The sequence below is a fragment of the Sphingobacterium kyonggiense genome, assembly GCF_039536825.1.
GTDB classification, from domain to species: Bacteria; Bacteroidota; Bacteroidia; order Sphingobacteriales; family Sphingobacteriaceae; genus Sphingobacterium; species Sphingobacterium kyonggiense.
Window position 1 is genome coordinate 185,214 of record NZ_BAAAZI010000012.1, and the last position, 23,351, is coordinate 208,564.

Genomic DNA, 23,351 nt, shown 5'->3' on the forward strand with positions numbered 1-23,351 from the left:
GTCATAAATTTTCTAAAGCCTGACGCACCTGTTTTGCCAGTTCTTCCTTCTTTGCGGCCGATACCGGCCAGCCTAAGGTTTCCCTTTGGGCGATATAATGCTCCAGTATCTTTCTGAAACCGGATTTCAGTTTATCCTTTTCCGCAAGCGCTACGATCAGCCGTTTCAGGTCGCTGTCCAAAATTTTGAGGTGGTTGACGCTTTCACCGACAGCCGCATTTCCCTTGAGCTGCGCTTCGGCTATCGCCTTGGTGACCTTACCCTGCAATTTTGCCAGTGTTGAGAGTTCGCTGGCCATCGAATAGATCGGCACCAGCAGATCACCCTCCTGTTTACGGATAAAGGAGAGTATCCTGCTTATTCCGCTTGAAAGTTCCTTTTTCAGCATTTCATCGTTCAGGTCTGCGGGATCCTTTTTGCTCTTATAGAAATAATCCACCATCTGTATCACCAGTTCCCGTTTTGTCCGTCCCAGCTTGCGTGCCAGTAACGATAAGCGGTCGTCCACCTCCTTGGGGTAACGTACCGATTTACTGTTGGGATCAATCCTGACCATTACTACCTCCTGTGTCATCGAATATAAACCGGAACCTGCTGGCATTGGTCGGATGCCACGAAGGGATGTATTCCAGATAGCCGTATTCTACCAGCTCCGAAAGGCATTTATGGTAAGTTGTTATCGACCTGATGCGCGAAAAGCGCATCAGTCTGCTCCGGCTTGCATGGAAGAAGTCAAAAGAACTAACAGCGTCATGGTAATAGAAAAGTGCTATGACCAGACCGATGTGCGAAGGCAGCAGCCTGTCATCGCCGGTCACTCTCTCAAAGTAAGTGGTAAGAAGATGTCCCGGCATCCCCATGTGTCTATCCATTCCCATGTCCCCCTTCCATCATCTTTTGGATATCATCCCCACGGTAATAGATACTTCCACCGATCTTTTTGTAGGGCAGCGTCCCGTTGATACGGAGGTTCTGCAAAGTTCCCGGTGATATACCGAGCATTTTTCTTACCTCGGCACTGCGGAGCCACTGGCGGTCATTTTCCTTTTTCACATTCTCCCTCACGAGTTGCCTGATCTCCTCCATCATTTCCTTTTGCATCTTGCAGAGGTCTTCTTTCGTTACGATGTCTATATGCATAGTTTACAAATTTGTTTCCGATTCGTAGCGGCCACCGATATTGGCGGTGCCAAGGAACAAAATTGGAGGATATTACGAGAAGGTGGATGACCAACCAAGTCTGCTTGGTCATGTCCAGATAGTGGACGGGAGGTTATTTTTGGTCTTTTGGTACGATTCTGAAGATTTTTTCGTGCTCTTCGATCTTCACGCCCTTCTTTGCATCTTTGGGATCCTTTTTGACAAAATAGTTGCGGGCGGTGTCGATGGATATGGCTTTTCCCTTGTAGCTAAAGTACTTGGCAACGAGTTTGTAATAGGGGCTGTCAAAATCACTCCTCACGAGCTTTCTCCCATTTGGAAGGGGCAGGTCTTTTATCTGGTGGATCAGATCCATAAAGGTGGAGAGGTGTTCGTCCTGTATCATCGCCTTGCCCGACACGTTGAACGCTTCGAGTTTCTCGAGTTTTTTCTCCAGTTGGTCGATCTTTTCATGCAGTTCGTCGATCTTGGCATCTTTTTCCTTGAGCAAGACATCGCTGGGGGCAATATTCCATTTGTCCCTCGGCAAAAGGAACTTCTGAAACTCCTGTAGCTTTTCGATGTTGGACATATTCAGGGCATGTTTGGAGGAGAACGGATCCTTTCTTTCAAAATATTCTATTCTTCTGGCAACACGCTGCCAGACATGTGCAAAAAACTCCTTTTCCCTGTTTCCTTCATCCCTTGCCAGATAATGATCGAGGTGGTAGCGGTAATAATCTTCGAAAGAAGAAAGCTCAAGCTTATAGATCTTCAACAAAAAATGGTTGTCGTCACTGCCCCTTCTCAGACCGGTCAGTACGCCCAGATCGTACGGGTGTGCATTACGCTGGAATGCTCTGCGGTATTTAAAGAATTTTGACGACATAACCCAAACCTAAATAAATTCACACTTAAATGCAAAAACTGTTCACAAACAAGATAATGAATGTATTCATCTTTTGTATGTTTTTAATGGCATTCATGAGCGCTGCGCGGTTATTTAGCTCTCCTCTGCCATAAAGAGCTATCATGGAAGAGGAAATTTACTAAAAAGTTGTAAGATAGGCTCTTTCGACTGGTGAAATATCGGTAAATCGATCTATCCGTATATTGATATGATTAAATATCGGTAAATCTGTAAAGCTTTGTACAGTATACCGTAGAGTATACCAAAAACGGTCTTTACGATACCGTTAGGCTGTAAGGGTATCCCCGGAGGATACCCAAAACCCCGTTTGCAGCGCATACGGCAAGCAAAGTAGGGCTCTGCCCAACTTCCGCTTGCTCATATTACTGCTTAAAAAATCATTATTCCTCGATCAGCTTATTTCCTTTCTCATTTTATGAATATAGTAAGGGGTTAAATTGGTCATCCTTCCATTCTCCGAATCCGTGATGTGATATTAATGCGTTTTGTAAACGTACTGGAGCAATATATTTTCTGAAAATAAGAAACCCTTTTTCTTTCTGTGAAGCTCTTCTGATTTTCCCGTTCATTAAAATCTTCGATATAAACAGAGGATCTGCCTATTTTTAATAAGGTAGACGAATATTCTATAGTACGGACTTAATATTTCCTAGAATTACCCAGTCTTTATGATAATATTTAGCATCAAATGAATTACCAAACAATAATGGCTTACAGCGCTGTAAAGTTATCTCTAAGAATTTATAATCAATCTTTTCAAATAGCTCTTCATAAATGATAACAGACAAAGATTGCTTATCTGGTATTTTAATTATTTGACCTAACCCGAATTTTTCATTTTGGTATGGAATATAAAATAAATTTTCAGCAAAAATACATCAAGGAATAATAAAGGGCAAAGCATTTGTAAATAAAGGATTTACAGCTGTTTTTTGATTTTTTGGTAATGTAGCAATCGGCAGTAATTAGCGAGGTTCGGAAAGAGTAAGATTACTATTTCATTACTTTTAACTACCGAAATAAAACTTTTTATTGTATTGTATTTCAGTTATTTGCATAGTTTTTCATATTGTTTCGTGGCTCACTAAAGTTTAATTTTACATTAATGAATTGTGAGTATGGAAACGACAAAAAAATCAACGTTTAAGGTATTGTTCTACCTTAAAAAGAACGCCCCGAAGAAAAACGGAAAGGTTGCGGTTATGTGCAGAGTTACCGTAAACGGCAAACAGTCCGCATTTAGTACCAAGTTGGATATTTCCGCAACGAATTGGGATTTGAAGTACGGCAGGGTTTTGGGGAAAAGCCGAGAAGCCCAAGAGGTAAACGGCAAACTCGACAAAATCCGTTTGGGTATGGAGGAATGTTATTCCAAAATCTTAAAGAATGAGGCAACGGTAAGCAGTGCGAAATTGAAAAACACTTTTCTCGGAATGGAAAGCGGAGAATTGACCTTTTTCAAATTCTGCGAACAGTTTATAGCGGACTTTGAAAAAAAGGTAAACAGCGGACTTCGGGTACAAGGAACACACAGCAGATACAAAACACTTTTAAAGCACCTGCGGAATTTTGCTCTTGCGAAATATGGTTATAGCGATATAACCTTTCACGACCTTACTTCCGAATTTGTACAGAATTTTGATTACTACCTGCGTGATGATTTAACCTTAAATCATAATACGATTTGGCTCTATATGATAAATTTTACCACGCTTTGCCGATTGGCGATGAGCAGAAAGCACCTTGCCTTTAATCCGTTCAGCGAATACAAGAACACCAAAAAGGACAAAGACAGAGGTTACCTGTTGCGGAACGAATTGGAACAGCTTGTAGCGTTCAACAGCGAGAAAAAGAAAGACGAATTGGTTAAAGACCTGTTTGTTTTCAGTTGTTTTACAGGGCTTTCGTATTCGGATATAAAAGGGCTTAAAAACAGTAATCTTCAGGAGTTTTTTGATGGCAATCAATGGATTATCGTCCGCAGGAGAAAAACAGCCACATCGTCCAATGTAATGCTGTTGGATATACCCAAAATGATTATCGAAAAGTATGCAGGATTGTCAAAGGACGGCAAAGTTTTCCCTGTTCCGTCAAACACTGTTTGTAATGATAGCTTGAAAAGAATATCAGAGCAAATCGACTGCCTGAAAGGAAAGAAAGTTACCTTTCATTTGGCACGCCATACCTTTGCCACGCTGTTTTTGAGCGAGGGTGTCCCACTCGAAAGCTTGAGTAAAATGTTAGGGCATAAGAATATTGCCACCACGCAGATTTACGCCAAGATACTCAACGAGAAAGTTGGTAAGGATATGCAAAAAGTATCGCACAGATTTAAAGGTTTGGAACGCTCTTTTGTGGCAAGCCTTTAAAACACCACAGCCCACCGCTTAAAGCAGTGGGCTGTTTCTTTAATTGACCGATACGGTTACAGTTTCAGACAATCTGCTAACGCTGATAGTTATCTTCCAATACCTTACGAATATCGCTTTCACGGAAAAGTATTTTCCGTTCGAGCTTGATAAACGGTATCAGTCCGTCATCTCTGTACTGTTGCAACGTCCGTTTGCTGATATGCAACATCTCACAGACCTGTTCGCCTGTCAGGTAGATTTCCCCTTGCAATAACGGGTGGAAATATTCCCTGATATACAGCAGTTCATTTTTGATACCTACCACAGCTTCGAGCAGGGCAAGCATATCCTCGTTTGAATTTCCAATCTGTTTCATCTGTTTTTTTTTGTTTTTTAATGGTCAGATGGAGCCTTTCAGGGTTCATTTCTTTTGCTTTTTTAATGGTCGCTCTCCCTGCATAAGTAACTCCACATCGGATAATCTGAAATAGGTTTTCCGATTGATTTGCGTTGCCCCAAGAATACCCTTTGCCCTGTACGTCTGTAACGTCCGTTTGCTAATGTTCAGCAGTTGGCAGGCTTCCTGTTGGTCGAGCCATTTCGGTGCCTGTTGCAATGCCTTTTAGGGTGCAGTCATTTCCGCAATCAGGTTGGAAACTTCCTTTACTTCCTTGTGCAATGCTTTCAAAATCTGAATGTCTAAAACTGTTATTTCCATAGTCTAATCAATTTAGACTTCAAATGTATAAGGTACTTATACAGGGCGTTCCAATGTTGCAGTCAGAGGTAGCATTTGGCGTTCAGTTGCCGAATACTGTACTACAATCCTAATTTTGGCTTGTTGTTTTTCGGGCGAGCCTGTTGCGTTTTGATTGTATTGCCCATTCTCAAAGCAGGCTTTTTATTGACTTGTACGGCTTGATTGTTTTCAGCGTTTTTGTAATCCGAACGGATAACCGTTTTTGTTGCACCTATCACGCTTTCGGGTTCGGCAGGTTGTTTTGGCGGTTCGGCACGTTTGCCCCCGAACAGCTTGCTCCAATTTAACAAGCCTTTTGCTTCCTTGAATTGGCGTTTAAAGTTGGCTATGAAATTGGAAATAGGGTCGCCGTGCTTATCAACCTTTATCAAAGGATTATGCTCTTTTTTATTGATTTGCTCTTTCTCTTTCCGTTCCTTGTCGGTTGTTGCTTTTTGTGCCATAGGTTCAAAATTTTCGCCCAATATAGAACACAAGGGAATGTTTTGTTTTCCTTTGGCATTTAGTGGCAGTATTTGGCAGTCAAAGGCATTATAAAATCACTTCCAAAAAAGAATAAAAAGGTAGCAAAGATAAGGCGGACAGCCACCGCACCACCCAACCAAAAGACTACGGCATAATGGCTTCGCCACCCTTCGGGACTTATTCCGTTTCCTTTGGTCTTTCCGCTTGTCCGCCTTGTTTGAATGGCTTTCTTTTTTTTCCTGTTTTTTTCTTTTGGAAAATAATTTTAAGAGAGAGCAACGCACCCAACCCGACACCGCACTACAATCAAAACAAAGGCTTCGTTTTACTGTTGTACAATGCCAAAATCATTTCCTCAAATTCCTCAAAATGGTGTTCGAGGATATTATCAATGTAGGAATACAGCGTTGTTTTTTCTTCCCTTGTCAGTTGGACGATACGGATTAACCTTTCGTGGTATTCAGGACGGATATACACAACTTTTCCGTTACGCCCAGACGGAAACCGATTGGCTAAAAACTTGTCCTCGTAGTCCAATTTCTTTGGCGTACTGTTTCTGACTTTCTCTTTGGGCTTTGCTGTCTTTGGAGCTTCCTGTTTAGCCGTTTCGGACGGAGCGACAGGCTCGCCACCACCAATAATACCCATTAGATATTCTTCGTTTACATCGGGCTTGGCGAATTCATCGTTAATGTTGTCTGAAATCATAATCTGATATTTTTATAGTTGAACAATTTTTAAAAACTCATCGACAAATAAATCCAATTTTGTCGCTTTCATCAACGGTACTTCGACAGGGAGCAGGCTCGACCTGAACACATAAGTTCCCGTATCGTCCGTTTCCTTTCTGAAACGCTTACTGTCCATTATCCTCGACTGCATTACGGACAGATTAAGCTGTTGGATTACGCTTTGATAGGCTTCATATACGCCTGTTTTTTCCCTGCCGTCCACACCGTTCCAAAACAGCCACATTACCTGTTCTTTGTTTTCGCCCTCAATCGGAGGAAGCCAGATAAATGCTTTGGTAAAGCCCAATGTACTTTCCACGACCAAGCGGTCTGCCGACATCGGAGAGAAGATAAAATCCATTTTCTTTAAAGTCGTCAAAACACCTTTGGCATTTGCCGTTCCAGGCAAATCGAAAAATATCACATCGGGTTTTACAGACGATTGGTTTACATAGTCCGAAGCTGTCTGCAAAGCGGTATCAGCTTTACATCTGATAATCGGATATGCTTTTTTGTTAATGGCTTGAAACTGTCTCATTGCCATTCGTTTGTGGTATTCGTTCTGCATTATGGTTTTTAAATCCCTTTCACGCAGATTGGTAAGACTATGTTGCGGAAAGTCGCAGTCCATTACAAGCACATCGTAACCCAAGCGGTAGTGAAGCACACTTGCCAACAGGGTTGTCATCGTAGATTTTCCCACACCGCCTTTTTGGGTGGCAAAACTGATTTTTAAGGTTTTCTTTGTTGTTTCCATTATTCAAAAATTTATTGTTACACACTTTATCCGTTTTGCACACAGGTATATGTTTTGGCAGGAAGCAAAATCCTTTCACGCTTTTACAGTTTTATACTTTTAAAACTTTATGCTTTTACGCAACACGGATTTTCTTGCCTGTTTTCCTACCTGCATTAAAACGATAAGGCAAATAAAGCGATTAAAGTATCCGATGATTGAAGTATGGCAGTGTTTGGCGTTCAGTGGCAGTGTTTGTCCGAGTGCCAAATGCTGATAGTTCCTTTACTTTGTAAAGGAATAACGGAGTGGGTTTAATCCTTTAAAATCAAAGTATTTACGGATACGATAAAAACAGTTTCGGCCTGTTTTCTTTCGGCTAACTCTAATCCGTTTGCAAAACGGATTTTCTGAACCCTTGTTCAGAGCAGAGCAAGTTATCTCTTGAGGTCCTCGAAACAAATTTCCGCACCTCAAAAGCACTTGCCCTTGCAGGGTGCTGAAAACCGCTCCGAAGTCGCAGTTTCGATAACATTAAAAATGGATTTGATTATGGAAGAAATGAACAGAAAAAAGATTAAAAAGACAGGTCGAAAACCGAAGATTGACCCTGCCGTACATCGGTATTCCTTTAACCTAAACGATGAAGATAATGCCAAATTCCTTGCCCTTTTCGACCAATCGGGAATGAACGTAATGGCACATTTCATTACGGCTTGTATCTTTCAGAAGACGGTAAAGACCGTAAAAATTGATATGAATGCCGTAGAATACCACGCAGGATTGACCAATTTTTTCGGACAGTTCAGAGGAATAGCCACCAATTACAACCAGATTGTAAAGCTGTTGAATACCAATTTTTCGGAGAAAAAGGCATTGGCATACCTCTACAAATTGGAAAAACAGACTATTGAATTGGTAAAGGTAACAAAGGAAATCATTCGTTTGACACAGGAGTTTGAAAAGAAATATCTGAATAAAGAGCAAGAAAAATGATTGCAAAAATCGGAAAGGGAAGCAATATGTACGGAGCGATTTTGTACAATCAGCAGAAAGTGGAAAAGGAAAACGGAGCGGTTCTGTTGCTCAACAAGATACCCGACACGGTGGACGGCAGGTATTCCGTTGCGTATTTTAATAAATGTTTTGAGCCGTATCTGTCTGCCAATATCAAAACGGAAAAGACGGTACGGCACATTTCATTGAACCCCGATCCAAAAGACGAGGTAAGCGATGAACAGTTTACCGAAATGGCACAGGAGTATATGGAGCGTATGGGTTACGGCAATCAGCCGTATATCGTATTCAAACATACGGACATTGACCGCACAGATATACACATTGTTTCGACCTGCGTGGGCATTGATGGCAAGAAAATTCCCGATGATTACGACCACCCACGCTCAATGGCTGTCTGTCGGGATTTGGAAACCAAATACAACCTGCACAAAGCTACCGAGCAGGAACAGAAACAAACTGATAAGATTTTCAAAAAGGTAGAACAGCAGAAAGGCGATATTAAAAGTCAAATGGCTTCGGTAGTTCGGCATCTGCCGAAGTATTACCAATACACAAGCATTGGAACATACAACGCTTTGCTTTCGTTTTTGAATATTACGGCAGAGGAAATAAAAGGCGAACGCAACGGAGAGCCGATACACGGATTGGTATATTTCGCTTTGAACGATAAGGGAGAAAAAGTAAACAATCCGTTTAAAGCGTCTTTGTTTGGCAAGCACGCAGGAGTAAACGGATTACAACGGCACTTTGGACAGTCGAAAGAGAAAATGAAAACCAACCCTGCGAGGTCTGTCCTCAAAAATGCGGTGGAGCTTGCCATTCATACCACAGACAGCGAAAAGGAATTTAAAAAGCAACTTGCCGAACAGAATATTCAGACGGTTGTCCGCAGGAACAACAGCGGACGGATTTACGGCATTACGTTTATTGACAATGGTAGCCGTACTGTTTGGAATGGCTCGCAGTTGGACAGAAACTTGTCTGCAAATCTGTTTAACGATTGGTGGAACAACGGAAACAAACCCGAATTGAAAGCACAGGACAGCCCTGTTTCCAATACGGACCCGATAGACAACCAACCGACAAAAGACCTTTTTGAGTTCATCACACAGGAGCATTCGCACAGTTCTGATTTGGGGTTGTTCAGCCTGTTGCCACAAGCACAGGGCGAGGACTACGAGGAAGAACAGCTCGCCAATCGAATGAAGAAGAAAAAGAAGAAAGGCAGGAAATTGTGAATACCTAAATGTTTATTTCAAATAATGCTAATTCCGTAAACCGCACTTACTTTAAACCGAATAATGATTTTTCAATGGTGTTGTATTCAAACTGAAAGCCTGCTTTTTTTAGCTTTTCATTACTCACTTTTGAACCCTCCAACAACATTACAGACATTTCGCCGAGCAATAGTTGTATCAAGAATGCCGGTGCATTAGGTAAAATACTTGTCTTCCTGAAGGATTGAAGTAAAATTTTAGAAAAATCATTCATCGTGATATGCTCGGAAGAAACCACATTGAAGACACCTCTTATTTCATCGGTTTGTAAAATAAATTCGTACAAACGAACCAAGTCACGTATATCTATCCATGGTAAAAATTGCCTTCCGTTTCCTAAAGCAATATTAATACCCCATTTAGCCAACGGAGCTAATTTTTGGTACATACCACCCTCATTTCCCAACACGACACCTTTCCTTAAAATAGTGGTGGCAATATCACTATTTTCAAATTGTAGTGCAGCTTTTTCCCATTGCTCACAAACAGAAGCTAAAAAGTCGTCGCCGCTATCAGAAATTTCTGTGAATATTTTAGTGGAAGTAACTGCTCCATAGTACCCCACAGCAGATGAAGAAATGAAAGTGTCTAAACCAATATTTAGTCTATTGACATACTGGTACAGTAGGTCGATTGCCTTTATGCGGCTTTCGATGATTTCAACTTTCCTTTTTTTTGTCCATCGCTTTTCACCGATGTTAACCCCTGTCAGATTGATGATTATTGTAACACCGTCAAACGCCTTGCCATCAATAACAGCCTTCTCTATGTTCCATCGAAAATAATGCATATTTTCAGTCTCCGAAATATTGTTTCCTCGGGTTAAAACATGAACTATATAACCACAGTTTACGAGATGTTTTATCAATGCCTTCCCCACAAAACCTGTCCCTCCAGCAATCAGTATTTTTTTCATCGTTCTATTTTTGAAAGCAATTCCGGGAGAGCCTGTTTAAACCATACTGTATAAAGTGAGGGATTCTCATTTATATCTGATAATATTTCAGTAGGATTCATCCACTTATAATCCTGCACTTCATCGTCGTTGGGCAACGGATTCTGGTCAGAATAACCAACAAAAACATGGTCTAACTCGTGTTCGGTTAGGTTATTTTCGACAGTAGTGTAGTAGATAAACGAATACACCAGCTCTAAATTGGATTTCAACCCCATTTCATAGTTTAATCGTTCTAAAGCACTTGAGTCTACATCTTCTCCCCATTGTGGATGAGAGCAACAGGTGTTCGTCCACAAACCACCACCGTGATACTTATTGGCAGCCCTTTGTTGTAACAGCAATTCTCCTTTATCATTAAAAATAAACACCGAGAATGCTCTGTGCAATTCGCCTTGCTGATGAGCCAACAACTTTTCCATTTCTCCGATGGCATTGTCTTTTCTATCTACAAGGACTACTTTGTTTCTTTCCATATTTACGTATTTTCTTTTACCGCATCTGCATACACTTTCAAAACTCTTTCTCGTGCGGCACTGTGTTCTACAATAGCTTGGGGATAGTTTTTTGTTCCAAATTCAGGAAACCATTTTTTGATGTACGCTAAATCTTTATCGAATTTTTCGGTTTGGGTTGTCGGATTAAAAACCCTGAAATACGGTGCAGCATCACAACCCGAACCTGCCGCCCATTGCCAGTTTCCGTTGTTGGCAGACAAATCGTAATCGTTGAGTTTTTGGGCAAAATAAGCCTCTCCCCAACGCCAATCTATCAACAAATGTTTACACAAAAAACTTGCAACAATCATTCGCACCCGATTGTGCATATAACCCGTTTCGTTCAACTGCCGCATTCCTGCATCGACTATCGGATAGCCCGTTTTTCCCTTGCACCATTGTTCAAATTCCCACTCATCATTTCTCCATTTGATAGCGTCATATTTAGCTTTGAACGATTGATTGGTCACTTTGGGAAAGTGATACAATATCTGCATAAAAAACTCCCGCCAAATCAGTTCGTTCAGCCAAGTTTGATTGTGTTCCAAAGCAAAAGCTACACATTTACGAATGCTGATTGTGCCAAAACGCAAAGCAGTACCGAGTTGAGTAGTTCGTTGCAATGCCGGATAATCTCTGTATTTATCATATACATCAATTATTGAGGCCTCCAATTTGGGTGTTTTCAAATTCATATCCGTTTTTTCAAAACCAGTTTCTTTTAAAGAATGAATCTTCTTAAAATCTTGCTTTAGAAAATTTGTAAAATCCGTTTCGTGCGGCTTGTAGTGTTCTTCTGTTAATCGTTCTTTCCATTTTTTAGAATAGGGCGTATAAACCGTGTAAGGAGTTCCATCATTTTTCAGCACCTCGTTTTTATCAAAAATGACTTGGTCTTTGAACGCCCTGAAAGGAATGTTTTGCTCTTTGAAAAATCGGTAAATATCCGTGTCCCTTTGAATGGCTTGTGGTTCGTAATCCCGATTGCAAAAAACGGCTTGAACCTCAAATTTTTCAGAAAGCATTTTGAAAATATCCAACGGATTTCCATAGAACGTATTCAACCTCGCATTTGACGATTTCAGCTGCATGTTTATATCAGAAAGTGCCTGATGAATATAATCCACTCTTTGGTCTTTTTTATCTTCAAAATGTTTCAAAATATTCGTGTCGAAAATAAAAACCGACAAAACAAGATATTCCGAAGCCAAGGCCTGACATAAGCCTGTATTGTCTTCCATACGCAAATCCCTACGAAACCAAAAAACGGATATATTACTTTTCATTCAGATATTTTTTCTTTAGAAACTGAACAGCAATATTTCCAAAAATGAATATCGCAACACTTACAGCTGTAATAAAAACAGTTTGATTGCTCTGTTGATTGGCTACCGCAATGGCAATCAATGCCCAAACGGCAATCAAGGAAAACACCGGCATTTTTTGTCTCCAAAGCATAAATAAATGAACCAATGCGGCGATTATAATCATCACAATTGCCCAAATGGTTTCTGAAATCCCAAAACCATTCCACTCTACTTTTTTTAACAAAAAGGCAACATTCGCAATCAACGCAACCGAAATCCAACCCGCATAAATATGAAAAGGTAACTGGAGAAAAAGCCTTGTTTTCAAGTTGGGAGATTGTAGTTCAGGCTTAATTTGCTGTATTATTTTCAATAATGAAACAAAAATAACGACCATTAAAAGAATAGAAAGAAACGTATAGCCGTACATCCACGCCACCACCCACAAACTGTTGGCTATGCAGGATATGACAAACCACCAACCAATAGTTGAAACCGTTTTTTCTTTCGTTTCGGTCCTTTTTGTTAGCGGACCATAGTAAATCACAAAACCCAAAAGTCCGATGTAAATAATTCCCCATATAGAAAACGCATATCCTGCCGGAGTAAACAGCGTTGGATGTTTTGCCGAAATACTTGCCATTGTCTCGCCATTAAGCATACCACTACTGGAGAGATAGTTTATGGCGATGGTTGCGACTAAAGCAAGCCCATTTAAAAGTTGAAATTTATTCTTCATTACCTTGCTGTTTTAGTGATTTACCAGAAAATTTCTTGAAAAAATATAGTACCAAAAGAAATTGCGTATAACCATATACAGCATCCTCTACAGGTATCGTGAGCATGCGTATCCCTAGAAAATCATTCTGGTTGTAATTCACGATAGGCGTTTCCAATCCTGTTCCTGTCAATACACCATTTACAGGAAAGAAACCCAACATCAAAACCGTAAAAATAAGTGATGCTTTGCCAATCCAATCTGCACGAACTATAAAATGCAGATAGATTAAGGTCGCTATTGTAGCGATAGCTGTTACCAGTGTATAAATTTTGTCGTAATGCAGCAGAGCCATAACCGAACATACGATTACAATCACAAAAACAATCAAATTATTAAATCCCGAAAGCCAATCCAACTTGAAAAATTTGTCAAAACAGAAATAGGTAAACACACAGGAAAACGGAATGAACATAAAAAATAGCCATTCTTCCAAAGGTAATCCTGCCAAGACTATTCCGAGCGTATAATCAGTATTGAACCACCAAACGCCTCTTGCCGTAAACCAAACATCCCATGCGATGAAAGGAATGGCCACCAAAACAGCCGATTTCAGAAATGCTCCGAAATGTCGATTAAAGAGTATTCTTCGGTCAAAAGATGCGATGAAACAAATGATGACCGTGAAAAACAGGATTAATGCGTAAGTATAAGCCATCATTTTTTAGCGGAATTAAAATACATTCTGAAATATTTGAAAGGCACGTACAGAAATCCGAAACATTCGCCATCTTCTTTTCCCGTGTGCTTGTGATGCTGTTTGTGAGCTCTGCGAAGTGCCAAGAAATAGGGGTTTTGAGTACGACTGAAAATTTTGATGCGTTGATGAATAAAAATATCGTGTACGAAAAAATAAGCCATTCCGTACAGCATTATTCCCAAGCCGATAAAGAATAAATAATTAAGATCCTTTAACGAACCGAAATACATCAGAGCTATCGTTGGCAAGGAAAATATCACAAAGAAATAGTCGTTCTTTTCCAAAATGCCCTCATTGCTATGGTCGTGGTGGTCCCTGTGCAAAACCCACAAAAAGCCGTGCATCACGTATTTATGGATAATCCAGGTTGCTCCTTCCATCAATATAAATGTCAGCAATGTGATTAATACGTTCATATCGAAATTGTTTTTTTAAATTGTTGTTCTAAAACTTGGTAGCGAAAATCAAAAATTGACTCCAATTTCTTTTTTATAAATGCCCGATGTGCTATAGTTCCCAAAACACCGAAAGGCAACTCATATTCTACCGTATCTTTCATCAGCACACCGTCTGCGTTGGGAATAAATTCGTGAAAATGATTCCAATATTTGTAAGGTCCTTTTTGTTGAAAATCAGTGAAACTTTTGCGTGTATCTACCTGCGTTATTTTTGTCTGCCATTGTAGCGGAATACGTAATATCGGTGAAACGGTATAATCGATAATCATTCCCTTGAAAATCGGTTCGTTTTGAAAATCGGACAATACCGTAAATCCCATATCCTTTGGTGTTATTTTCGACAAATTCATTGGGGAAGAGAAAAATGCCCAAGCCGTTTCTATATTGCAATGCAATTGTTGTTCTCTGTATAATCGATGTTTCATTTTCTATTCTTTTAGCAAGGATTCTATGTGCCTATTCAGTACAGGCGATTTTATATGACTTCGATTGTTCTTAATAAATTGTATGTCCTCTGTTATGTTTGATTTATACCCCAAAAAAGACGGTGCATTTTTCTGAACAGAAAGTCGGATAAACCTCAACTCAACATTATCCGGCTCCTTTTTAATGGCTTCTTCTATGTTTTTCTTTCCTTCTTTAAATGTATTGAGCTTGCTCATCGTACTAAAAACGTGGTTTGCCCAAATGGTCTGCAAGCCTCCCAGATACCCCAAATGTGTACTCGAATTGTTTTTTGTTCTTTTCAAATTCGCTATCGCACTTTTGCACAGTTCCTCGTTTGAAGCCATTTTATCGTAATTTTTTCGTACATCGTCTAATATGTCTGCACGCATTTCAGAGATTACAAAAAGATAAAGTACAGACATCAGCAAAATGAATATTTTTGTCATAGAAAAGCCGTTTTATATCTCACATAACTTGTAAGCGCTACATAAGCTTTTTCAGAATTGTGAATACGCACCCTGTTATTCAGTATCTCTTTCGACGATTTTCTTTTTATCTTTTTAAACAATGACCAATAATATTTATAAGCCAGATACACCCCAAAAATTGAAGAGCTTGGGAGCTTCTTAATGCCGATTAGAGCTTCTTTGAATTCTTCTTCAATCTCTGTTTCTATTTCGGATTTCACAGCATTGTCAAATACATTCATATCGATATTCGGAAAATAAGTGCGTCCCAAAATCTGATAATCGTCTTTCAAATCCCTCAAGAAATTAATTTTCTGAAACGCCGAACCCAGCTTCATTGCATAGGGCTTTAGCTCTTCGTATTTTTCGTTATTTCCATTGGTAAAAACCTGCAAACACATCAAGCCAACCACTTCTGCCGACCCGAAAATATATTCTTTGTACAATTCATAATTATAATCTACTTGTTGCAAATCCATTTCCATACTGTGCAAAAATTGGTCAATCAGATTTTTGTCCATAGCGTATTTGTGCACTGTTTCCTGAAAGGATTGTAAAATCGGATTCAGAGAAATTTTTTCTGATAAAGCGTTTTCTGTTTCCATTTTCAAACGGTTAAGCAATTTGCTTTTGTCGTAATCGTGAAAGCTGTCCACGATTTCATCTGCCAATCTTACATAGCCGTAAATTGCATAAATAGCCTTACGAATAGCGGGCTTTAGCGCTAAAATACCCAAAGAAAAACTAGTGCTGTATTTTTGGGTGGTTATCTTACTTACCGAGTAAGAGAGTTCGTCAAATAGATGTTTCATATTACTCAGTTTTTGATTTTGTTTATTTCGTTGGCTACAATTTTTCCCGATATGATTGACGGCGGAACACCGGGTCCCGGAACCGTCAGCTGACCCGTGTAGAATAAGTTTTTCAGTTTTTTATTGCTGATTTTAGGTTTTAAAACCGCAGTCTGACCAAGCGTATTTGCCAGTCCGTAGGCATTGCCTCCGTAGGCATTATAATCTGACATAAAATCGCTGACGCAATAACTTTTTTTGTATTCTATTGTAGATTGCAAATCCCTCATGCCTGTGTGCTTTTCGATTCTTGAAAGCATTTCTGTTAAGTATTTTTCCCTAACAACCTCTTCATCGTTTATCCCGATAGCCAAAGGCATTAGCAAAAACAAATTTTCTTTTCCTAAGGGAGCAACATTCTTATCAGTTTTTGACGGACAGCAAGCGTAGAACAAAGGTTTTTCAGGCCATTTTTTTTTATAAATACAGTCAATATGCTCGTCCAGATCATTCTCAAAGAAAAGCGTGTGGTGTTTCAGGTTGGGAATGGTTTCATTGACACCCAAATAGAAAATCAGGCTCGATGGTGCAAATGTCTTTTTTTCCCAATAAGTCTCATCATAATTTCTATATTCCCTATCCAAAAGTGTTTCGGTATGATGATAATCCGAAGAAGCAACCACGACATCAAATTCATAGTTTTTGCTATCGATAGTCAAAGATTTCACCTTGTCGGTCTGTGTATTGATGCGTTCAACGGTTTTATTAAAATGAAAACTTGCACCCTGTTTCTCGGCTATTTTTTTCATCGCCAGTACCAATTGATAAAAGCCGCCCAAAGGATAATGTGTTCCCAAAGCATAACCTCCGTAGTTCATAAGGCTATACAATGCCGGAATGTTTTTGGGAGAAGCACCCAAGAAAATTACGGGAAATTCCATTAAGGTTCTCAGTTTATCACTTTTAAAATATCGGGCGACATAAGTTCTGAAATTAGTGAACAAATCCAGCTTCAAGGCACTTTTTGCTATTTTGGGAGAAATAAATTCTGCCCAGTTATGGCAAGGTTTATTCACAAAATCCTGCATACCTACTTCGTACTTGAATTTTGCAGATTGCATAAATTTTTCTAATTGCGACGCTGCACCTTTTTCGATTTGTTCGAACACGATTTTCAATTCCCCCAAACTTTCAGGCACATCAATTTTCTCATTAGAAAAAATCATTTCAAACTGTGGATTTAATGAAATCATCTCAAAGAAATCAGACGTTTTGTAGCCGAAATCGGCAAAGAAGCCCTCTATAATATCCGGCATCCAATACCAGCTAGGCCCCATGTCAAAAACGTAGCCTTGTTCGGTAGTAAATTGCCTTGCCCTGCCACCTGGGTGGTCGTGCTTTTCAAAAACGTGTACATCATTTCCCGCTTTTGCCAGATATGCTGCAGCTGACAAACCCGAAAACCCCGAACCGATAACAGCTATTTTCTTTTTCATAAGTTTGTATTCTTTAAGGCTTTTTCCAATAAATATTCTGGTTCTATATTTTTGTCATAAATCGACTTATGAAAGTCATTGAGCTTATTGAGCAAGCGGATTAGTTCCATTTTTTCATTTTGGGTCAAATCTCCTGTTACAATTTCAGTTGCTTTTCTGATTTTATCCATTTGCTTATCCAAAACCTGAATACCTCTGTCCGTAATTTTCAAAACCTTACTTCTTTTATCAATTTCCGAGGCCATTTGGTTTACCCATCCTTTTGAAATTAAGCGATTGATGATCTGCATTCCGACAGGCTTTTCGTGAACGTTCTTTTTTATCAGGTCCATTTTTGTCATATCGCCAAATGCTTTGAGATTGATGAGGTAAATAAAATCTTCCTGCGAAGAAAAATCCGACCCGAAAATTGCCGACCTTGAATAGCTTTTGGCATAGCGGTTCATATGCACGATCAGCGTATTAATGACACTTTCGGGACTTCGTCCCTTCTCTTTTCCTTCCCAGTTTGGTTCGGTAGTTAAGTCTTCGGCATTGTAATTTATAACGATCCATTTTTTGAAATCATCGATAGTAACTGCCGATTTATTCAGACCAGGGTTTTGGTTTTCAAATTCCACGACCAAATCAAGTATATCTTTAATCAGGTTATAGTTCATTTTGAATTATAATAGTATACAAATATACTATTATAAATTAAAAAATAGTATATTTGTATACTTTTATTTTGTGTCACAGATTTTAAAACAATTTATAATCAATGAGATAATTCCTATAGAACATTTTCACAACAAAATTTATACTTTACAGCTATTACCGAACGGAAAGCACTCACCTTGATGAAACCTATTTTCTGCGTGGCAGGCACAATATTAAATTGGGTTTAGATACCTACTATTTTGAAACCGACCACAATTTTAATACTTCCCACGATTACAAAGTAGCAAAGATTATTGCTAACGATTTGATAGAGGAATACCTCGAAAATCAGTTGTTCAAAACGGCTGTCAATGATAGTCCCAAAAACCCAACAAAACTGAATTGGACAGGGAACAAATCAGCATTGACAGAATTGATTTACGCTCTGCATTCGCAAGGGATATTTAATAACGGCAACGTAGATATTAAGCCTATTGTAACAGTATTTGAAAGAACATTCAATGTTGATTTAGGCGATTTCTACCATACGTTTTTGGAACTTAAAGCCCGAAAAATAAACAGGACAAAGTTTTTAGATGAACTAAAAGAAAGCCTTACCAAAAGAATGGACAAACAGGACGGGATATAACAACAAAAGGGCTTTAAAAGCCCTTTTGTCTTATCCTGCAATCCCAACACAATTAAAACTGTTTAATTGTTTTGAAGAAACATAAATTTCGTATATTTGCTATGAGCTAACGGAAACGTATTGAAAAGCAAAGCAATAACCACCGTTACCAAAACGTTACCTTACAATCTTTGATTATCCACATAAGAGCCTTGTTTTCAGCTCAAAAGGCTTTTTCCTGAAAACTATAAAATATATCTCCTTCTTTAAATTTCATTGACTTAATTTTTTTTATTACGTTATTCTTATTCGATGTTCTGCCACTAGGATTCGACTTATTGTAGGTCCATTTTCCTTTAGATGAAGTACAATAATTTACTATCTTTAAGAAACCAATAACTCTAATGTCTAATGATCTTAAAGTTGCTTTATTTTTTATAATAATTATTTCGGTTTCAGCACTATTTGATAGTAGGGCCTTTGTAATAGGTGCTTTGGTATCGACTTTTTTAATAGGACAAAGCCAGATATCCTGTGGATTGAAAATTCGAGTAATTATATCCATTGTGATGTTATTGATATTTGTTGCTTTGTTTATGCTAAAGTTAGACTCTTCGTTAGGGCGTGTTTTGATTTATAAAGTGTCGGGACAAATGTTGAAGGATAACTGGTTAAGTGGTTTTGGTTTTGGAAAATTTTACGAACAATACCTCTATTATCAATCAGCATATTTTGAAAAGGGATATTATACAACAAAAGAACTTATATTGGCAGGTAATACACATTATGTTTTTAATGAATACTGGAAATTGGTGGTTGAGTTGGGTATATGGATTATAGCTCCCTTAGTCGCGTCATTATATTTTTATATAAGGTTTTAATTTCTATCTTTTAAGAAAAAGAATACCATCTTAAATTATTTACTGAATTCCACAACGTGGACTATTCTTATCGCTTCTTGTTTTACGAATAAATTTAGTCGAGACTGGATCTGGTTAACTTTATTAATTGTCCTTGTTATTAACACTTTTCTTTTGACAAAGAAAAGTGTTAAATTTTTGTTAATATTCAACTTTTTTATATATTAAGGTATTCTAACCGTTAGAATTATTAATTATGAAGCCGAAAATAGACTTAGCGAATTAAGATTTGAATTTCAAAATGGAGATTTGACAATAAAAGATCTGTTTAATCATATTACGAATTTAAAATTGGGAACCGAGGATAAGAAAATAGCTCTACTCCAATTGCAGTCACGATATTATCAAGATGAAAAGGCGTGGGAAACCGCGTTAGATAAGACACTGGAGCTAGCTCATTTGAAGCCAAATCATCTTGTATTTGTTAATCTTGGAAGTATTTACGAAAATTTGGGTAAGCTAAAGGATGCGGAATATTGATCAGTTTAGTGTGAATAGCGTTCCCAATCGGTTTGTAAGTAGAGATGCTTTGTTTGAGTTTTATTTACGGATTGGAAATAAAATGGAGGCAAAAAGAGTCGGGGAAGAGATTTTGAATTTGCCAGTGAAAATTCATTCAGAAATTGTTAATCGAATAAAAGAAAAAATAAAAACTAATTTCAACCATTTATGAAAAAGGCAAGTCTTGCAATTAGCATGATGCTTGTTTTGTCATTGATTGTAGTTGTTTCGTGCAGGAAGGAAGTAATTTTGGGCTACATTCTTGAACAAATGAGCGACGAAGATTAATTCGTGCGAGAGGCACGGTTAAGCTTTCAGGAAGAATATAGAAAGAAGAAAATAAAGTTTAGATCGAATGTTGCCTCAGTTTCACCTAACCGAGATCGAAATATCGCCATTAATATACAACCTGTTTGGCGTTTTGCGAAGAACGCCTATACTCCAAAATTTCAAGGGATAGAGGTTCCTATATTAGAATCCATTGCCTCTCGTAAAATGTTTAACTATGATAAAGCCCCCATTAGTCCAGAGGATAATAGACTAAGAGCAAGAAATAGTTTTAAACGCTTGCTGTACTACAAAACAAGTAATGGTAAAAGTTTTAATATTGTGCTATCTTACCTGCCGAATGCAGCATATGTAAAGAAGTTTTCTGGCAGAATTTCAAAAGGTAGTCTCAGTTTACGCACCATTAAAGATACAAAGTATTCAGGGTATATTGAATATTCACGTTTGGATGGACGTGGTATCTTCGTATTGCAGTTTAAAGAAGGAAAGCTTTTTCGCAGACATACTTATACCTACAAAAAGTCTACTGAAGTGTCGGTATCCAATGTGGCAGTTAAATTTTCCGCGACGAATAAGAAGGCTCAAAGAGGAATTCCTGTTGAGCCTACAGCGTCAGAAATGGGATTAGGTCCGGAAGAATGTCAGGAATATACACCAGTGATGATACGTGTGTGTGCAGGATAATTGGAAGAGGAAGAAGTGGAGGATGAAGATTGTGGAGAATGGACAGAGACTGATCATGAAGAGTGTACACCGATAGAGTGTCCTCCTGAAGAACCAGAAGAACCATGGGATGATTTGTTGGCCACATTGTGATGATGACGGAGATCCTTGTTATGACCCATGGGGTTTCTACATCTGTGACCCTTGGAATCTTGACCCAGAGAATCCGGAAGAGTCTTATGTTGATTGTGCAGGTATAGAAGGTGAATGGGCCTATATCGCCCCCTGTGGTTGTATCGGAGGGTCTACGGGAATTTGGGATTGTCCTAATCAGGATACCACCGAGAATGACCCATGTGAAGCTATTCGAAGAGCCAATTTGTTAAAGAACGATGCAAATATATCTCATGAAATAGATAATATAAAAAATAACACTTCAGAAACAGGATACAAGTTATTTGTCAGTGATCCCACTGATCCGAATACATATTACATAGGGCCAGGAATAGGAGGAGGAAATTCAAGTTGGGCTAGTAATTTTACTTGGAATGCTAATCATGGATATGGAATTGGACATTTAAACAATCATCCACAAGGATCTGCTCCTAATCCATCTGATGCGATGGTTGGAATAGATCTTGACCAGATGAAATCATTGCACACAAGCTCAGAGGTTGACTTCTATACCAAAAATTTTAGTGCTATAATTGTTGCTGGTTCTGAGGTATACACTATAACAATTAAAGATGCTGCACAATATAAGCTTGATCAGAAAGCTTACGATGCTGATCGAGCATTATCAGCATCGGATTGGCTGTCAAAAGCACAGGGTTACATAACTTCTAATCCTTCGGCAACTCCTCAAGAAGCAGGTGTGTACGCATTGTTAGAAATGTATGGAAATTCAATAAATCTCTCTCGGCAAGGAATTAATTCAAACAATAGTAACGTTGAATTGAGTTTGAATTCGAATAATAATGTTATAACTAAAAATCCATGTTAATTTATAAAATTATGAAGGCAATAATGATTATAGTTTTTTCTTCCTTTTTAGTCTTGATTGCGAAAGGACAAAATCAGGTTAAACTAAAAGATCCTAAATTTGATGAGGTAGGAAAATCTTCTTTGAAAGAACTACAAGACCTTAATGCAGAAATGGTGCGAAAATCAAAGAAGCCATTTACTCGTATACAGCTTAAAGTTGATGAATATAATAAGGTTTTTAAATTTGATGGCAGTAGTGATGTTTTTCAGATAACCTTACTTCACAACAATTTGTTAAAAAATGATTGGGATAAAAGTTCTTTAAGCTTTATTGAAACATTTACTCCAATAGAGATTGGCAAACAGGAAAGATATGTGGAAAGAGTAAATACCCAAAAATATAAAGCTATTATATTTTTCACTAATGACCAAATACTCGGTCTTTCTAGTTTTATTTTATATAAAAGTCTGGTCGACAGTAATATTTATTTTATTACTTACATAAGCGACTCAATTGATAAAGTAAAGATAAACAATATGAAGCGAGTAATTGTTTGTCTACAAACTAAATAGAAACAGTGAGTTTGGAATTGTAGTTTAAAAGTGGAGGACTTTTAAACTACAGATTTTTTTCCCAGAGCCATGTTTTCATAAGTTCTTGAGATTGACGTCCATAAAACACCGATCCCATATAATTATTGTTACCATATAATCTGGTAACCTTATTTTTCAAGAAGGTTACATTTAGTCCAACATTTTACGCAAAGACTTTTGGTTTCTGTTTGGTAGGTCCCAATTCGATCTCCAAGCCATGATTACGCATTTCACCAATATTTGAATCAGGAATTTTGGCGCGTCCTACAGTTCCTAAAACTACAGCCGGTATTAGCATATCGGTCGATTTTTTTGTCAAACCATACCACACCTGCGCTCAATTTTCCATTGAACAAAACAGCATCAAATCCTAAAAGGCCATTGCAGTTTTTTCCCAGGTAATAAACGGATTGGCCAAACTAGTAGATCGAGATCCTCCAACTTGTTCAGTACCAAAAGTATATTTATTTCCATAATCAATATTTCTTTTGATGATCGTCAAGTATTGCAAATTGTCAATCTCTTGATTTTACAACATTCTCCATCCACCTTTAATTTTCAACTCTTGAGGAAAAGGAGGGTTCCTAAAGAAATGTTCTTCCGATATACGCCACCCTGCTGAAATCCCCGGAAAATATCCCCACCGGTTTCCTGAAATATACTTTGAGGAGCCATCAGTACGCACGGTCATCGTCAATAGATTTATTGGCAAAACTATAAAGTACTTGGCAACGATTTTATAATAGGGGCAGTCAAATACACTCTTCACAAGCTTTCCCATCTGGAAGGGACAGGGTTTTATCTAGTGGATCAGCTCCATGCAGGTC

At 38.5% G+C, this 23,351-nt stretch carries 29 protein-coding genes; 8 read left to right on the plus strand and 21 right to left on the minus strand.

Annotated features, from left to right (window positions below):
- Position 1: 1 nt before the first annotated feature.
- The 3 genes from ABD676_RS15505 to ABD676_RS15515 form a co-directional block, all read right to left on the minus strand.
- Positions 2–601 carry a BfmA/BtgA family mobilization protein gene (locus ABD676_RS15505; RefSeq protein ID WP_344675648.1) on the minus strand — a complete coding sequence of 200 codons (600 nt, stop codon included), beginning with the start codon at positions 599–601 and terminating at the stop codon, positions 2–4.
- A 263-nt stretch (positions 602–864) separates the two neighbouring features.
- A complete protein-coding gene (locus tag ABD676_RS15510; RefSeq protein WP_344675649.1) occupies positions 865–1,140 on the minus strand; it encodes a helix-turn-helix domain-containing protein in 276 nt (91 codons plus the stop codon).
- Between the two features lie 133 nt (positions 1,141–1,273).
- Positions 1,274–2,029, minus strand: a complete 756-nt coding sequence (locus tag ABD676_RS15515) for a hypothetical protein (protein ID WP_344675650.1) — start codon at positions 2,027–2,029, stop codon at positions 1,274–1,276.
- 1,160 nt (positions 2,030–3,189) lie between these two features.
- Between ABD676_RS15515 and ABD676_RS15520 the strand changes: the two genes are divergently transcribed.
- Entirely contained in the window at positions 3,190–4,440 is a 1,251-nt protein-coding gene (locus ABD676_RS15520; RefSeq protein ID WP_344675651.1) for a site-specific integrase, read from the plus strand.
- A 76-nt stretch (positions 4,441–4,516) separates the two neighbouring features.
- On the opposite strand, the gene ABD676_RS15525 is transcribed toward ABD676_RS15520, so the two are convergent.
- From ABD676_RS15525 to ABD676_RS15545, 5 genes are all read right to left on the minus strand, one after another.
- A complete protein-coding gene (locus ABD676_RS15525; protein WP_078792819.1) occupies positions 4,517–4,798 on the minus strand; it encodes a helix-turn-helix domain-containing protein in 282 nt (93 codons plus the stop codon).
- Between the two features lie 45 nt (positions 4,799–4,843).
- Positions 4,844–5,038: a helix-turn-helix domain-containing protein gene (locus ABD676_RS15530; protein ID WP_344675652.1), complete on the minus strand. Its 195-nt coding sequence runs from the start codon at positions 5,036–5,038 to the stop codon at positions 4,844–4,846.
- Between the two features lie 203 nt (positions 5,039–5,241).
- Entirely contained in the window at positions 5,242–5,625 is a 384-nt protein-coding gene (locus ABD676_RS15535) for a hypothetical protein (RefSeq protein ID WP_344675653.1), read from the minus strand.
- A gap of 328 nt (positions 5,626–5,953) precedes the next feature.
- Positions 5,954–6,355 carry a DUF3408 domain-containing protein gene (locus ABD676_RS15540; protein WP_344675654.1) on the minus strand — a complete coding sequence of 134 codons (402 nt, stop codon included), beginning with the start codon at positions 6,353–6,355 and terminating at the stop codon, positions 5,954–5,956.
- 12 nt (positions 6,356–6,367) lie between these two features.
- On the minus strand, positions 6,368–7,135 hold the full coding sequence (locus ABD676_RS15545) for a ParA family protein (RefSeq protein ID WP_344675655.1): 768 nt from the start codon (positions 7,133–7,135) through the stop codon (positions 6,368–6,370).
- A gap of 531 nt (positions 7,136–7,666) precedes the next feature.
- Between ABD676_RS15545 and mobA the strand changes: the two genes are divergently transcribed.
- Together mobA and mobB are read left to right on the plus strand one after the other, a co-directional pair.
- Positions 7,667–8,110 carry a conjugal transfer protein MobA gene (gene mobA, locus ABD676_RS15550; protein WP_344675834.1) on the plus strand — a complete coding sequence of 148 codons (444 nt, stop codon included), beginning with the start codon at positions 7,667–7,669 and terminating at the stop codon, positions 8,108–8,110.
- On the plus strand, positions 8,107–9,372 hold the full coding sequence (gene mobB / locus ABD676_RS15555; RefSeq protein WP_344675656.1) for a conjugal transfer protein MobB: 1,266 nt from the start codon (positions 8,107–8,109) through the stop codon (positions 9,370–9,372). The genes mobA and mobB overlap by 4 nt, the downstream gene beginning before the upstream one ends.
- Before the next feature lie 46 nt (positions 9,373–9,418).
- On the opposite strand, the gene ABD676_RS15560 is transcribed toward mobB, so the two are convergent.
- Genes ABD676_RS15560 through ABD676_RS15610 form a run of 11 tightly spaced genes read right to left on the minus strand, consistent with a single transcriptional unit; the run spans position 9,419 to position 17,966 of the window.
- Entirely contained in the window at positions 9,419–10,327 is a 909-nt protein-coding gene (locus ABD676_RS15560; RefSeq protein WP_344675657.1) for a TIGR01777 family oxidoreductase, read from the minus strand.
- A complete protein-coding gene (idi, locus tag ABD676_RS15565; RefSeq protein WP_344675658.1) occupies positions 10,324–10,842 on the minus strand; it encodes an isopentenyl-diphosphate Delta-isomerase in 519 nt (172 codons plus the stop codon). The genes ABD676_RS15560 and idi overlap by 4 nt, the downstream gene beginning before the upstream one ends.
- 2 nt (positions 10,843–10,844) lie before the next feature.
- A complete protein-coding gene (locus ABD676_RS15570; protein ID WP_344675659.1) occupies positions 10,845–12,149 on the minus strand; it encodes a cryptochrome/photolyase family protein in 1,305 nt (434 codons plus the stop codon).
- Complete coding sequence (locus ABD676_RS15575) at positions 12,139–12,909, minus strand: hypothetical protein (RefSeq protein WP_344675660.1); 771 nt, start codon at positions 12,907–12,909, stop codon at positions 12,139–12,141. The genes ABD676_RS15570 and ABD676_RS15575 overlap by 11 nt, the downstream gene beginning before the upstream one ends.
- Positions 12,899–13,609 (minus strand): lycopene cyclase domain-containing protein, encoded by a 711-nt coding sequence (locus tag ABD676_RS15580; protein ID WP_344675661.1) that lies wholly within the window; start codon positions 13,607–13,609, stop codon positions 12,899–12,901. The genes ABD676_RS15575 and ABD676_RS15580 overlap by 11 nt, the downstream gene beginning before the upstream one ends.
- Complete coding sequence (locus ABD676_RS15585; protein WP_344675662.1) at positions 13,606–14,064, minus strand: sterol desaturase family protein; 459 nt, start codon at positions 14,062–14,064, stop codon at positions 13,606–13,608. The genes ABD676_RS15580 and ABD676_RS15585 overlap by 4 nt, the downstream gene beginning before the upstream one ends.
- A complete protein-coding gene (locus ABD676_RS15590) occupies positions 14,061–14,531 on the minus strand; it encodes an SRPBCC family protein (protein WP_079665773.1) in 471 nt (156 codons plus the stop codon). Before ABD676_RS15590 ends, ABD676_RS15585 begins: the two co-directional genes overlap by 4 nt.
- 3 nt (positions 14,532–14,534) lie before the next feature.
- Positions 14,535–14,999 carry a hypothetical protein gene (locus tag ABD676_RS15595; RefSeq protein WP_344675663.1) on the minus strand — a complete coding sequence of 155 codons (465 nt, stop codon included), beginning with the start codon at positions 14,997–14,999 and terminating at the stop codon, positions 14,535–14,537.
- Positions 14,996–15,832: a phytoene/squalene synthase family protein gene (locus ABD676_RS15600; protein WP_093366906.1), complete on the minus strand. Its 837-nt coding sequence runs from the start codon at positions 15,830–15,832 to the stop codon at positions 14,996–14,998. Before ABD676_RS15600 ends, ABD676_RS15595 begins: the two co-directional genes overlap by 4 nt.
- Positions 15,833–15,837: 5 nt before the next feature.
- Positions 15,838–17,307, minus strand: coding sequence for a phytoene desaturase family protein (locus ABD676_RS15605; protein WP_344675664.1), 1,470 nt, complete (start codon positions 17,305–17,307; stop codon positions 15,838–15,840).
- Positions 17,304–17,966, minus strand: a complete 663-nt coding sequence (locus ABD676_RS15610; protein ID WP_344675665.1) for a MarR family winged helix-turn-helix transcriptional regulator — start codon at positions 17,964–17,966, stop codon at positions 17,304–17,306. Before ABD676_RS15610 ends, ABD676_RS15605 begins: the two co-directional genes overlap by 4 nt.
- Positions 17,967–18,106: 140 nt before the next feature.
- Between ABD676_RS15610 and ABD676_RS15615 the strand changes: the two genes are divergently transcribed.
- From ABD676_RS15615 to ABD676_RS15635, 5 genes are all read left to right on the plus strand, one after another.
- Positions 18,107–18,595, plus strand: a complete 489-nt coding sequence (locus tag ABD676_RS15615; protein WP_344675835.1) for an RteC domain-containing protein — start codon at positions 18,107–18,109, stop codon at positions 18,593–18,595.
- Positions 18,596–18,978: 383 nt separating this feature from the next.
- On the plus strand, positions 18,979–19,455 hold the full coding sequence (locus tag ABD676_RS15620; RefSeq protein ID WP_344675666.1) for a hypothetical protein: 477 nt from the start codon (positions 18,979–18,981) through the stop codon (positions 19,453–19,455).
- Between the two features lie 831 nt (positions 19,456–20,286).
- Complete coding sequence (locus ABD676_RS15625) at positions 20,287–20,967, plus strand: hypothetical protein (RefSeq protein ID WP_344675667.1); 681 nt, start codon at positions 20,287–20,289, stop codon at positions 20,965–20,967.
- A gap of 109 nt (positions 20,968–21,076) precedes the next feature.
- Entirely contained in the window at positions 21,077–21,949 is an 873-nt protein-coding gene (locus tag ABD676_RS15630) for a hypothetical protein (RefSeq protein WP_344675668.1), read from the plus strand.
- Between the two features lie 11 nt (positions 21,950–21,960).
- Positions 21,961–22,503 carry a hypothetical protein gene (locus tag ABD676_RS15635; RefSeq protein WP_344675669.1) on the plus strand — a complete coding sequence of 181 codons (543 nt, stop codon included), beginning with the start codon at positions 21,961–21,963 and terminating at the stop codon, positions 22,501–22,503.
- Between the two features lie 184 nt (positions 22,504–22,687).
- On the opposite strand, the gene ABD676_RS15640 is transcribed toward ABD676_RS15635, so the two are convergent.
- Entirely contained in the window at positions 22,688–22,822 is a 135-nt protein-coding gene (locus ABD676_RS15640; RefSeq protein ID WP_344675670.1) for a hypothetical protein, read from the minus strand.
- Positions 22,823–23,053: 231 nt separating this feature from the next.
- Positions 23,054–23,305 (minus strand): hypothetical protein, encoded by a 252-nt coding sequence (locus tag ABD676_RS15645; protein ID WP_344675671.1) that lies wholly within the window; start codon positions 23,303–23,305, stop codon positions 23,054–23,056.
- Between the last annotated feature and the right edge of the window lie 46 nt (positions 23,306–23,351).